Source organism: Sulfitobacter faviae (genome assembly GCF_029870955.1).
Lineage (GTDB): Bacteria > Pseudomonadota > Alphaproteobacteria > Rhodobacterales > Rhodobacteraceae > Sulfitobacter > Sulfitobacter faviae.
On record NZ_PGFQ01000001.1, the window covers coordinates 1760209 to 1772986 of the forward strand.

Here is a 12778-nt window from a genome sequence, read left to right on the forward strand (position 1 = left end):
GTCAGCCGTTTATGGGCAAGCTGCGGTGTAACGCTGGCCGTTGGCGTTCTGGTAAACGCATTTGCCGGACTGTGTCTGGCCGATGTAGTTGCCAGCCGCCGCACCTGCGAGACCGCCGATGATTGCGCCTTGAACCTTGTCGTCACCGCCTGAAACGGCAGCACCGGTGGCAGCTCCGAGAGCCGCGCCAGTCAGAGCACCTTGGTTGGAGGTGGTGCCGTCACAAGCGGCGAGGCCGGCGATCATCGGAATTGCGATAAGAAACTTCTTCATGTCTTTCTCCCAGTTTACTCATTTGCCAACGCGGGGGGATTGGAAGAGGTTCCCGCGAAGGCGTTACATTTTCAGAAAAATCCCGCGGGTTTCGATCCGCGGCGATCTTTCGGTGCGATGTCATGTTCGGGCAAGACAGGGGTTTAGATAGACGAAGGCGGCACCGGGTCAACCGATGCCGCCTGTCGCATGCCGCAAGACGCGGTTTTACGCCGAAGTGAAGACCCGGCCCAAGGCGCCATCGACCGCCGTGATGATCTCATCAATATCATCGCGGGTGGCGATCAGCGCGGGCGAGAAACACAGCGTGTTGTTCTTGCCGGGCAGGGAGCGGTTGGTGGCGCCGATGATCACCCCTTGGGCCATGCAATCGCCCACCACGGCCTGAATGCGCTTTTCCTCAACAGGGGCGCGGCTGTCGCGGTCCGTCACCAGTTCAGCGCCCAAGAACAGCCCCTTGCCGCGCACGTCGCCGATCACCTTGTGCTTGTCGGCCAGCGCGTGCAGCTGCTCCAGCATGTAGTGGCCCATGTTGGTGGTGTTCTCCAACAGGTTCTCACGCTCGATGATGTTCATGTTTTCGATGCCCGCGGTCGGCCCCGCGGTGCAGCCGCCAAAGGTCGAGATGTCGCGGAAATAGTTCAGCGGATCGCTGGCATCGTCCTTGAACATATCGAAGACCGCATCGGTCGTCACCAGACAGGCGATGGCGGCATAGCCCGAGGCGACGCCCTTGGCCATGGTCACCATGTCGGGCTGGATGCCGTAGTGCTGATAGCCGAACCATGTGCCGGTGCGGCCCACGCCGCAGACAACCTCGTCAATGTGCAGCAGGATGTCGTATTTGCGGCAGATTTCCTGCACGCGCTCCCAATAGCCCTCGGGCGGGCAGATCACGCCGCCGCCTGCTGTGACCGGTTCGAGGCAGAGCGCGCCCACGGTTTCGGGGCCTTCGGTGAGGATCACCTTTTCGATTTGATCGGCGGCCCAGACACCGTAGTTTTCCTGCGGCGCGCCGTCCTGTTCAAAGCTGCGGTATTCAAGGCAATGCGGCACCCGCACGAAGCCCGGTGCGAAGGGGCCGTATTGCGCATTGCGCTCGTCCTGACCGCCCGCCGAGAGACAGCCAAGCGTGGTGCCATGGTAGTCGCGGTCGCGGTAGAGGATCTTGTGCTTCTTGCCGCCGTAGCGCTTGTGCGCGATCTGGCGGACCATTTTGAAGGCTTTCTCATTCGCCTCGGAGCCGGAGTTGCAGTAGTAGACGCGGTCAAGACCCGGCATCTTGTCGAGCAATTTCTCGGCGAAATGGGAGCCGGGGATCGAGCCTGCGGAACCGGCGAAATAGTTCAGCTTGATCAATTGGTCGCGCACCGCATTGGCGATGCTCTCGCGGCCATAGCCGACGTTGACCGTCCAGACCCCGCCCGAGACGGCGTCGAGGTGTTCTTTGCCCTTTTGGTCCCAGACCCGGATTCCCTTGCCTTCGACGATGATGCGCGGGTCGGTGGTTTCATAGGGTTTGTGCTGGCTCAGGTGGTGCCAGATATGCGCGCGGTCGGCTTCGACAACGCGGGAGATGTCGTTCTCGTTGAAATTGCCGTCCATGGGGCAAACCTTTCTTTACGGGTGGGCGAGCCCACGAATGAAGCCCGCGCAAAGGCGGGGTAAACTGTTCCAAGAACACCGCGAATAGGCAAGATCCAGTAGTGCCAGTTTGCCCCCTTCGGTGAGGCCAGAGGGGGCGATTTCTTTGAAGAAATTGCGCCGGATGCAAAAACGCCGGGGTGAGGCCCCGGCGTTTGGTCTTACTTCGATTTCGGGCCACCCTTGCCGCCCTGTTTGCCAATCTTATTCGGCGGGGTGAAGCGTTTGGACGGGTCGGAGGCCCGTTTGTAGGTCTTTTCGCCGCCCGGCGTGGTGGCCGAGGTGGTCGGTTTGCCTTTGCCCTTGCGCGGCGCAGCGCCCGCGGGCTTTTCCTTTTTCCAAACGGCCTTTGCCTTGGGCTTGCCGCTCGTGTCGCCGCCCGATTTGGGCTTGGGCGTCGCGCCGGGTTTCATCGGGCTACGCTCGGTCTTGTGTGACTTCGGCGGGCGTTCGCCCTTGGGCGCGCGGGGTTTATCGAACTTGGGCTTGTCGTATTTCGGCTTGTCGAAAGACGCAGCACCGGGGCCGTCGCTGGATTTCGCGCGGGGTTTGCGCGGCGCGGGGGCGGCATCCGGGTCGTAATCGCCGCGCGGCTTGCGCGGGCCGCGGTCGCCTTTGAAACCGCCGGGTTTCGGGCCGCGTTTGCCGCCGGGTTTGGGGCCGCGCGGCAGGTCCGGGGCCTTGTCCAACTTGGTCAGCACCACGCCGTCTTCCAGCGTCATTTCGCCGCCGAGCGTGTCGAGCAGGCCGGGCACCGAGGCTTCGGCCACCTCTACGAAACTGTGGCTGTCTTGCACGCGGATCGCGCCGATGTCGTCCTTGGTCAGGTCGCCCCGGCGGCAGAGCATCGGCAGCAACATGCGCGGCTCGGCCCCGTCCTTGCGCCCGGTCGAGACCGAGAACCAGACCGATGGGCCAAAGTCGCGGCGCGGCTTGTCCTCGCCCGGCGCGCCGGGGTCGCTCAGCTCTTCCGGGGCGGATTGCCGCTTGCGGTAGAGGTTGACGAAGGCGGTGGCCAATTGCTCGGCGCTGAATTTTTCAACCAGCGAGGTGACGAATTCCGCCGCATCCTCGGGCGCAGGCTCCACCCATGCGGAATCGGCCAGCAGGCGGGCCTCATCGGCGGCGTTGACCTCGGCGGCGGAGGGCGGTGCGGCCCATTCCACTTTCAGCTTGGCCCAGCCCAGAAGCCGGTTTGCCTTGCTGCGCATCTTGGGCGGCACGATCAGGGCCGAGACCCCCTTGCGCCCGGCGCGGCCGGTGCGGCCCGAACGGTGCAGCAGCGTGTCGGAGTTGCTGGGCAGGTCCGCGTGGATCACCAGTTCGAGGTTCGGCAGGTCGATGCCGCGTGCAGCCACATCCGTCGCGATGCAGACCCGCGCGCGCCCGTCGCGCAGCGCCTGCAGCGCGTTGGTGCGCTCGGACTGCGTGAGCTCACCCGAAAGCGCCACGACCGAAAAGCCGCGGTTGGTGAACCGCGTGGTCAGTCGCGCCACGGCGGCGCGTGTGTTGCAAAAGACGATGGCGTTCTTGGCCTCGTAGAAGCGCAGCACGTTAATGATTGCGTTCTCGGTGTCGCGCGGATGCACGTTCAGCGCGCGGTATTCGATGTCGCTGTGCTGCTTGGTCTCGCCCACGGTGGTGATGCGCTGCGCGTCGCGCTGGTAGGATTGCGCGAGCTTCGCAATGGCCGCGGGCACGGTGGCGGAGAACAGCAGCGTGCGGCGTTCCTCGGGGGATTCCGACAGGATGAACTCAAGGTCTTCGCGGAAGCCGAGGTCGAGCATCTCGTCAGCCTCGTCCAGCACTACGGCGCGCAAGGAATCGAGGTCGATGTTGTTGCGCTTAATGTGGTCACACAGACGCCCCGGCGTGGCGACGACGATATGCGCGCCGCGGTCCAGCGCTCGGCGCTCGGTCCGGGTGTCCATGCCGCCGACGCAGGTGGTGACCACCGCGCCCGCCTTGCCGTAAAGCCAGGTCAACTCGCGGCTGACCTGCATGGCCAATTCGCGCGTCGGCGCGATGATCAGCGCCAGCGGCGCGCCTGCTTGGCCGAAATGCGTGTCCTCGCCCAGAAGCGTCGGCGCGATGGCAAGGCCAAAGCCCACCGTCTTGCCCGACCCGGTTTGGGCCGAAACCAGAAGGTCTTGATCGTTCAGCGCAGGGTCTGTGACGGCCTCCTGTACGGCGGTAAGTGTTTCATAACCCTGTTGGGCAAGGGCATCGGCAATAGTCTGGATCACGAAGGCTGTCCTGTCTTGAACGTTGTGCGGGGGGCGGGCACGTGGGGTGCTACCAGCCACGGCAAAGGAATCCGACCGTCGGTAGAGGGTCGGGGATGGAATGTACATGGGGGTTTTGTGGCGAATTGTCACCCTTTTTACCGGTTTGGCGGCTTTCCGGGCCTGAATGGGCGGGGAAGCGCCATTTCCGCTTTGATCCGGCCCGCTCTGATCCGGCCCGCTCACATCTCGGTCAGGCCGATGGCGCGAGCGGGCGGCTTGGGGTAGCTATGATCCAAAGCGGAAAGAGAGAGTGAGGCAATCTGGTGCAAAGCGATCTGCCCCTGACGCGGGATTTGGTGCTGGTGGGGGCGGGCACGCCCATGCGCTGGTGCTGCGCAAATGGGGGATGGACCCGCTGCCCGGCGCGCGGCTGACCGTCATCAACCCCGGCCCCACCGCGCCCTATACCGGCATGCTGCCCGGTCATATCGCCGGGCATTACGACCGCGATGCGTTGGAGATCGACCTGATGCGCCTTTGTCGCCACGCCGGGGCGCGGTTGATCCTTGGGGCGGCGACGGGGATCGACCGCGCGGCGCGGGAGATCACGGTCGAAGGGCGCGGGGCCGTGGCCTATGATTTGGCGTCGATCGACATAGGCATCACGGCCAAGATGGACCTGCCGGGATTTGCCGAACACGCGGTCGGGGCCAAGCCGCTCGATCTCTATGCCGCGCGTTGGCGTGCGTTTCTGGCGGCGGTCAGGGCGGGGGAGCAGCCGCCCGAGGTGGCGGTGATCGGCGGCGGTGTGGCGGGCTGCGAGCTTGCCATGGCGATGGCTTTTGCCCTACGCGACGCGGGGGGGCAGCCTGCGGTAACGGTGGTGGAACATGGGCCGCAGCTTTCCGGCATGGCCCCCGGACCGGGGCGATGGTGCGGCGGCAGATGGCGGAGCTTGGGGTGACCGTGGCGCTTGAGGCCAAGGTCACGCAGATCACCGACCGGCAGGTGCTCTTGGCGGATGGCGCGCCGATCCCTGCGGCGCTTTGCGTGGGGGCTGCGGGGGCGGTGCCGCAGGGCTGGCTTGCCCAGACCGATCTGCCGCTGCACGCGGGGTTCATCCGCGTGGGGGCCGATCTGGGGGTGGTAGATGATGACAGGCTCTTCGCCGTTGGCGATTGCGCGCATATGGAGGCCAACCCGCGCCCCAAGGCCGGTGTCTTTGCCGTGCGGGCGGCGCCGGTGCTGCACGACAACCTGCGCGCGGCGCTCAGCGGCGGGGCACGGCGGGTGTTCAAACCGCAGCGGCATTATCTCAAGCTGATCTCACTCGGCGGGAAAGCCGCTGTGGCGGAGCGGAATGGGCTGGCCCTCGGCGGTGCGCTGCTGTGGCGGTGGAAGGACCGGATCGACCGGAAGTTTATGGACGGGCTCGATGACCTGCCCGAGATGAAGACCGATGCGCTGACGGACCCGGTGGCCTCGGGCGTGCAGGAGGCACTGGCGGGCAAACCGCTTTGTGGTGGATGCGGGGCCAAGGTGGGCGGCGCGGTGCTGGGCGATCTTTTGGCCGAGGTGCAGCCGCCCGTCTCGGGCGATGTGCTCACCGGGGCGGGCGATGATGCGGCGGTGTTGCGCCGCCCCGGCGGCGGCTTTCAGGTGATGAGCACGGATCATCTGCGCGGCTTTGTCGAAGACCCCGCAATGATGGCGCGGATTGCGGCGGTGCATGCCTTGGGCGATGTCTGGGCGATGGGGGCCACACCGCAGGCGGCACTGAGTTCGATCATCCTGCCGCGCATGTCGCCCGCATTGCAGGCCCGGACCCTGCGCGAAATCGCGGTGGCCGCGCAGGAGGTGATGGCGGGTGCAGGCGCGCAGATCGTGGGCGGCCATACGACCATGGGCGCGGAACTGACCATCGGCTTTACGGTCACCGGCACGCGGGGCGCGATGCCCATCGGCCTCGGCGGCGCGCAGCCGGGCGATGTGCTGATGCTGACCCGGCCCATCGGATCGGGGGTGATCCTTGCAGGGCATATGGCGGGCAGGGCGCCGGGGCGGGTGGTGGCCGAAGCACTTGGCGTCATGGCCACACCGCAGGCGCGGGAGGCGGAGATTTTGGGCAAGGCCCATGCGATGACGGATGTGACGGGCTTTGGCCTTGCCGGCCATGTGCAAGCGATCTGCCGTGCCTCGGGACTGGCGGCGGAGCTTTGGGCGGAGGCGGTGCCGCTCTACCCCGGCGCGCAGGCACTGTCGGATCAGGGGGTGGCCTCCTCCCTGCTGGCGGTCAATCAGGCGGATGCCCCGATTGCGGCGGCAGACCCGGTGAACCCGCTTTCCCACGATCCGCAAACCGCCGGGGGACTGCTGGCAGCCCTGCCCGAGGATGCCGCGAAAGCGGCGCAGGCGCGGTTAAGGGGCGAAGGTTTGGCGGGCCATATCATCGGCCGGCTTGAGGCGGGGGTGCCCTCTATCCGCCTGCGGTGAAACGGCTGTGCAGCGTGGCGGCGGTCTCGGCCAATGTGCTGTCATCAAGCCGGTCAAGCGTCAGCCGGGCGCGCGGGGGAGGGGTGCGGCTGGCGGCCTTGGCATAGCGCGGATCGTAATGCTGGCCGATCAGCCCTTCGGCGAGGCTGGCCCAATCGCCCGCGCGGGCTTGGGTCTGCCACTGGGTGATCGTCTCTCCGCTATGATAGGGCCGCAGCTTGTCGATGCGATTTTCGAGCATGGCGGGGTCGGTGGTCAGGTCATCATAGGCCCGGCACAGAAAATCCGCCCGCGCGGCCAAGGGGGCGGCGATCTCAACCCGCGCGGCGTCACGCATCGCGGCCCAAAGCGCAGGCGGAAGGGTGATGTCGCCGATCTTGCTGCTCTCGGCTTCGACCCATGTCACCTGCGCGGGCTCGAGCGGCAATAGCGCTTGGGCGAGCCGGGATTCGAACATCTTTTGATGCGGCTGCCCGCCATCCACCGCACCGAAAAGGGAGCCGCGGTGCTGCGCCAGCCCTTCGAGGTCAAGCACCTGCGCGCCTGTCTTGGCCAGATGGTGCAGCAGCCGTGTCTTGGCGGTGCCGGTGCCGCCTTCGATCAGCATCAGCCGATGCGGCAGGGGCGTGTCGTAGAGCGCGGCGACCACGAGCCGCCGGTAGCTGCGATAGCCGCCGCGCAGCAGTTGCACGCGCCAGCCGACCTGATCGAGGATCGTCGAGAATGCCCCCGACCGCTGCCCGCCGCGCCAGCAATAGACCAGTGGCTGCCAGCCGCCGTCTTTATCCGCCAGCGCCGTTTGCAAATGCCGCGCCGTGTTCTGCGCCACCAGCGCCCCGCCGATCTTGCGCGCGTCGAAGGGGCTGACCTGCTTGTAGATCGTGCCCACTTCGGCGCGCTCCGCGTCCGACAGCACGGGCAGGTTGATGGCGCCGGGCAGATGATCCTCGGCAAACTCCATTGGCGCGCGCACGTCGATGATCGTATCGACGCGGAGCTGGGCGAGGTCCGACAGGGCGGTGAGGGTGCAGGGTGTCATCTGGGGGTCCGGCAAGGCCCCGCGCCCCGTGACAGGGCGCGGGGGAATGGCTCAGGCCTTGGCGGCGATCACCAGCACTTCGACCAGATATTCCGGCGTGGCGAGTTTGGATTCGCCGCAGGCGCGGGCGGGGGCTTGGCCCTCGGGCACCCATGCGTCCCAGACGGCGTTCATGGCTTCGAAATCGGCCATGTCGGCCAGCCAGATGGTGGATTGCAGGATGCGGGTCTTGTCGCTGCCGACTTCGGCCAGAAGGGCGTCGACCTTATCAAGGCAATCTTGGGTCTGCTGGGCCACATCCGCCCCCGCCGTGCCGACCTGACCGGCAAGGTAGATCACATCGCCATGCTCGACGATTTGGCTCATGCGGGTGTTGGTGTGGTGGCGTTTGATCTCGGTCATTCTGTCTCTCCTTTGACGTTGCAAAACTTGTGGCAGCTTTACGTGGGGGAGGCCAGATCAAAGCCTGCGCTTCAAGACCTCTCGATCGGGCCGCCCGCTTTTTCCCAGCCGCCGAAACCGTCTTTCAGATGGGCCGCGTCAAAACCCATGTCTTGCAGCGTCGCGACCGAGATGGCCGAGCGCCAGCCAGAGGCGCAGTGAAAGACGAACTTCTTGTCTTGGGCAAAGACCTCTTTGAAATATGGGCTCTCGGGGTCAACCCAGAACTCCAACATGCCGCGCGGGCAGTGGAAGGCACCGGGGATGAACCCGGTGCGTTCGCGTTCGCGGGGGTCACGCAGGTCGACGAATTGCACGTTTTCGTCCTCCAGCATGGCGATGGCCTCAGTGCTGTCGATCTCTTCGATCCGGGCGCGCGCCTCGGCGACCATTTGCGCGGCGGTTTTCTTGAGGGCCATCGGTCTTCTCCTTACAGTTTGTTCAGCAACTCAGGCGTGGGCCAGCCATCGACGGGCATGCCGAGACGTTCCTGCTCGGCCCGCACCGCACCGCGGGTGCCAGAGCCGAGGATGCCATCCACATCGCCCACGTCATAGCCCTTGGCTTGGAGTTTGCGTTGCAGCGTTTTCATCGCCTCGCCGCCCAGACCGGGGGCCGGATTGCCCGCGTCATAGACCTGCGCGCCTTCCAGCCGGGTGGCGAAATAGGCGGCGGTCATGACGTAGGTAAAGCTCTGGTTCCACTCGAAATAAACGCGGAAGTTCGGATAGGCGATGAAAGCAGGCCCGCCGCGCCCCTGCGGCAGCAGGACAGAGGCGGTCAGCCCCTCGGCCAGCGGTCCGTTGCGGGGGAGACACCCATGGCCTGCCATTCGCTGACGGGTTTTGTGGTCTCCAGCCCGGTTTGCGACCAGTCGAAATCCTGCGGCAGGGTGACCTCGGCCAACCAAGGCTCGCCCGCGCGCCAGCCAAGGCTTTGCAGCATCTTGGCACCCGACAGCAGCGCATCGGGGGCAGATGTCTTGAGCGAGACCGCGCCGTCGCCGTCGCCATCCACCCCGTTCTCGAGGATGTCGCGCGGCAGCATTTGCACCATGCCGATCTCACCGGCCCAAGCGCCGGTGGTGGTGGCCGGGTCGAACGCACCGCGCTCGAAAAGCTCTAGCGCCGCGAAAAGCTGTGGGCGGAACAGTTCGGGGCGGCGGCAGTCATGGGAAAGGGTCGCCAGCGCGTTGGCGGTGTTGAAGTCGCCTTGGAACGCGCCGTAATCCGTCTCGAACGCCCAGAAGGCCAAAAGCACGCCACGGCTGACGCCGTATTCCGCCTCGATCCGGTCGAAGATGGCGTCGTATTTCTCGGCCATGGCGCGGCCTCGGTTGATCCGGTTTTCCGAGATCAGGCGGCGCGAGAATTCGATGAAGGGCTTTTGAAACACCCCTTGGGCCTGATCGGCGCGCAGCACGGCGGGGTCTTGGCGCAGGCTGGCAAAGAAACGCTCGGCCTTGGCGGGATCGGCGCCGTTCGCCACGGCCTCGGCCTTGGCATCGGCGATGAAACTGGAGAAATCCCCGCCGCATTTGGCTTGCGCATAGGCGCTGGCGGGAAGGGTGAGCGCCGCGAGTGCGGCGGCGAGAAACGTGGGGCGCATGGTTACCTCTTTGTCACAGACAGGCCAGAACTAGGGCGATTGCCCACATCACCAACCATGCCTGCCAGAGGCGGGTGATGGCCGCATCGATCTCCAAAGGTCCGATGACGCGCGCCCCGCGCCATGCACCCAAGGAAACTGCTGCACCCGCCCATCATAACTGCGCGGACCGGCGAGGGCCACACCTATGGCCCGCGCCATGGCGGCTTCCGGCCAACCGGCATTGGGCGAGCGGTGCAGCGCCGCGTCGGCCTTGATGTCGCGCCAGCGGTGCAGCACCCCGCCGGGCAAGGCAATCAGGAGGGCGGTCAGCCGTGCGGGGGCGAGGTTCAGAAGGTCGTCCATCCGCGCCGCGGCCCAGCCGAAATCGGCATAGCGCGGGGTGCGGTAGCCGATCATACTGTCGGCGGTGTTAACGATTTTATAGACCAGCAGCCCCGGCAGACCGCCCAGCAGGAACCAAAAGGCAGGGGCGATGATCCCGTCGCTGAGGTTCTCCGCCCCGCTTTCGATTGCCGAGCGGGCGACCGCATCTGCGGGCATCTCGCCAGTATCGCGGCTGACGATCATCGCCACGGCGCGGCGCCCTGCGGGCAGCGACTGGCGCAGCCCGTCGGCCACGGCGCGCAGGTGCTCGACGAGGGAACGTTGCGCCAGCAGGATGGCGGCGAGGATGATCTCGATGAGGGGGCCAAAAAGGCTGAGCGCCCAGCCGAGCAGCGCGGCCCCGATCATCAGCGCCAGCAGCAACGCCACGCCCTTGGCGCGGCGGGCTTGGCCGTGGTTCAGCCGACGGTCCCCCAACCGATCAGCCGCCCCATCAGCACCGCCGGATGCGGCAGGCGGCGCCAGAGCCAGTCCGGCTCTCCAAGCGCCGCGTCCAGCAGCATGGCCAGCGCGAGGATCGCCGCCGTGCTCATGCCAGCGCCCGCTCCAGCCGCGCCCAACCTATCGAGGGGGGCAGGCCAAGGCGCAGCCAGCGGGGGTTATAGGGGAAGACGCGGCTCCAGATATGGTGCCTTGCGAGGCGGGTTTGCCATGCCTGCGCGTCTTCGACCTCATAGAGCCGGAAAAGCGGGGTGCCGCCGACGATCTGCGCGCCTGCTGTGGTCATCAGCCCATCGAGACGCGCGGCCTCGGCCCCCAGCCGCGCCCGCGTGGCTTCGGCCCATGTTTCATCCCGCAGCGCCGCCGCGCCGATATGCAGCGCGGGGCCGCTGACCGGCCATGGCCCAAGCATCTGTTCAAGCCGCGCGACCAAGGCCGGATCGCCGATCACGAACCCCAGCCGCAGCCCGGCCAGCCCCCAGAATTTGCCAAAGCTCTTGAGGATCAACGTGCCGGGCACCGTGGCCTGCGCCATCAGGGTGGCGTTGGGCGTGATGTCGCAAAAGCTCTCATCAATGATGCTGAGCGGGCTGTCGTCTCTGCCATGGGCCACAGGCGCCCGTCGGGGTTGTTGGGATGGACGTGAACGGCGGCTTCGGTCTCGCCCGTCTCGACCACTTGCCAGCCGTTCTCGGCGAAGCTGGCGGCATGTTCGTTATAGGTCGGCCCGGGGATGCGCACGCGGCCCTTCGGGGCCAGCGCCGGGATTCGCGCGATGGCCGAGGAGGCCCCCGGCACGGCGAGGATCGCGGCCCCTTCGGGCACTTGCCAAAAGCCGCGGGCGGCGGCCAGCAGCGCGTCTTGCGCCACCGCGTCGGGGAGGGCAGCCCATGCGCCCGCAGGCAGGGCAGGTATTGGGTAGGGCGCGGGGTTGATCCCAGTGGAAAGGTCGATCCAATCCGACCGCTGCCCGCCGAAACGCGCCGCTGCCGCATCGACACCGCCGCCGTGGTCGCGCTGGTCTGGCTTTTGCATGATCATCCCCTGCCGTCGTCGCTGCGGTGAAAGCGCAAAAGCGCTGCGCGATCAAGCGCCTTCCACGGGGCAGGGGGAGGGGAGGTCAGCCGCGCCCGTGCGGCGCGTCGAAGTCCAGCACCGGATTGATCGGGATGATGCGGTGTGGGTTAATCGTGTCATGGCTGTAGTGATAGTGCCGCACGATATGGTCGAAGTTCACCGTCTCGGCCACGCCCGGCACCTGATAGAGTTCGCGCGTATAGGCCCAGATGTTCGGGTAATCGACGATCCGGTGGCGGTTACATTTGAAGTGCAGGTGATAAACCTTGTCGAAGCGCACCAGCGTGGTGAAAAGCCGCCAGTCGGCCTCGGTCATCCGGTCGCCCGCGAGGTAGCGGTTCTGCGACAGGATGTCTTCGATCCAATCCAACGTGTCGAAGAGCGGATGCACGGCAGCGTCATAGGCCTCTTGCGTGGTGGCGAAACCGGCTTTGTAGACGCCGTTGTTCAGCGTGTCATAGACGCGGGCGTTCACCTTTTCGATGCGGTCGTGCAGGGGGGCGGGGTAATAGTCATCACTGTTGCCGGTGATCGCGTTGAAGGCGCTGTTGAACATGCGAATGATCTCGGCGCTCTCATTGCTGACGATGGTCTCGCGCTCTTTGTCCCAAAGGATCGGCACGGTCACGCGGCCCGTGAAATCGGGATCGGCGCGGGTGTAGATGTCGCGGGCATAGGGCAGGCCGAAGAGCGTGTCGCCCGTGGCACCGGGGAAATCCGTGTCAAAGGTCCAGCCCTCGCCCAGCATATCGGGATGCACGACAGAGACACCGATGTGATCTTCCAGCCCCTTCAACTGGCGGAAGATCAGCGCGCGATGCGCCCATGGGCAGGCATAGCTGACGTAGAGGTGGTAGCGCCCCGATTCTGCCTTGAACCCGCCTTTGCCGCTCGGTCCGGCGCTGCCATCGGCGGTCACCCAGTTGCGAAACTTGGCCTCGCTGCGCTCAAATTTGCCGCCCGAGGATTTGGTGTCATACCATTTGTCTTGCCATTTACCGTCGACCAATAGGCCCATCTTGTTCTCCTTTCCGCGTTTGAGGGTATATCTAGGGCAGGGCGCGGGGGCCGCCCATCTTCATAGGCGCGCAGCCGCTCTGCGCTGATGCAGACTGCCCAAACGTCACCAATTCTTAACTTGAATTTT

The 12778-nt window shown here is 65.8% G+C and carries 8 protein-coding genes and 4 pseudogenes; 1 reads left to right on the plus strand and 11 read right to left on the minus strand.

Annotation, left to right across the window (positions count from 1 at the left end; genetic code table 11):
• Nucleotides 1-9 precede the first annotated feature (9 nt).
• The 3 genes from CUR85_RS09040 to CUR85_RS09050 form a co-directional block, all read right to left on the minus strand.
• Entirely contained in the window at nucleotides 10-273 is a 264-nt protein-coding gene (locus CUR85_RS09040; protein ID WP_067265639.1) for a glycine zipper 2TM domain-containing protein, read from the minus strand.
• 207 nt (nucleotides 274-480) lie between these two features.
• Complete coding sequence (locus CUR85_RS09045; RefSeq protein WP_067265637.1) at nucleotides 481-1878, minus strand: aminotransferase family protein; 1398 nt, start codon at nucleotides 1876-1878, stop codon at nucleotides 481-483.
• Between the two features lie 200 nt (nucleotides 1879-2078).
• Nucleotides 2079-4163, minus strand: coding sequence for a DEAD/DEAH box helicase (locus CUR85_RS09050; protein ID WP_067265634.1), 2085 nt, complete (start codon nucleotides 4161-4163; stop codon nucleotides 2079-2081).
• Between the two features lie 305 nt (nucleotides 4164-4468).
• Between CUR85_RS09050 and selD the strand changes: the two are divergent.
• Nucleotides 4469-6638, plus strand: a pseudogene (selD, locus tag CUR85_RS09055) (selenide, water dikinase SelD).
• Here selD and mnmH read toward each other — a convergent pair.
• The 8 genes and pseudogenes from mnmH to CUR85_RS09090 form a co-directional block, all read right to left on the minus strand.
• Entirely contained in the window at nucleotides 6622-7677 is a 1056-nt protein-coding gene (gene mnmH / locus CUR85_RS09060) for a tRNA 2-selenouridine(34) synthase MnmH (RefSeq protein ID WP_067265629.1), read from the minus strand. The pseudogene selD and the gene mnmH overlap by 17 nt on opposite strands.
• A 51-nt stretch (nucleotides 7678-7728) precedes the next feature.
• The gene (locus tag CUR85_RS09065) at nucleotides 7729-8079 is read right to left on the minus strand and encodes a RidA family protein (protein WP_067265627.1); all 351 of its coding nucleotides are present in this window, start codon (nucleotides 8077-8079) and stop codon (nucleotides 7729-7731) included.
• A gap of 71 nt (nucleotides 8080-8150) precedes the next feature.
• Nucleotides 8151-8537 (minus strand): rhodanese-like domain-containing protein, encoded by a 387-nt coding sequence (locus CUR85_RS09070; RefSeq protein WP_067265622.1) that lies wholly within the window; start codon nucleotides 8535-8537, stop codon nucleotides 8151-8153.
• Nucleotides 8538-8548: 11 nt separating this feature from the next.
• Nucleotides 8549-8797 carry a peptidoglycan-binding domain-containing protein gene (locus CUR85_RS20540; RefSeq protein ID WP_425520156.1) on the minus strand — a complete coding sequence of 83 codons (249 nt, stop codon included), beginning with the start codon at nucleotides 8795-8797 and terminating at the stop codon, nucleotides 8549-8551.
• A 39-nt stretch (nucleotides 8798-8836) separates the two neighbouring features.
• Nucleotides 8837-9726 (minus strand): annotated as a pseudogene (locus CUR85_RS09075) (lytic murein transglycosylase); the annotation flags it as partial.
• A 13-nt stretch (nucleotides 9727-9739) separates the two neighbouring features.
• Nucleotides 9740-10646: pseudogene (cbiB, locus tag CUR85_RS09080) on the minus strand (adenosylcobinamide-phosphate synthase CbiB).
• Nucleotides 10643-11595: pseudogene (gene cobD, locus CUR85_RS09085) on the minus strand (threonine-phosphate decarboxylase CobD). Before cobD ends, cbiB begins: the two co-directional pseudogenes overlap by 4 nt.
• A gap of 79 nt (nucleotides 11596-11674) precedes the next feature.
• Nucleotides 11675-12649, minus strand: a complete 975-nt coding sequence (locus tag CUR85_RS09090) for a glutathione S-transferase family protein (RefSeq protein ID WP_067264642.1) — start codon at nucleotides 12647-12649, stop codon at nucleotides 11675-11677.
• Between the last annotated feature and the right edge of the window lie 129 nt (nucleotides 12650-12778).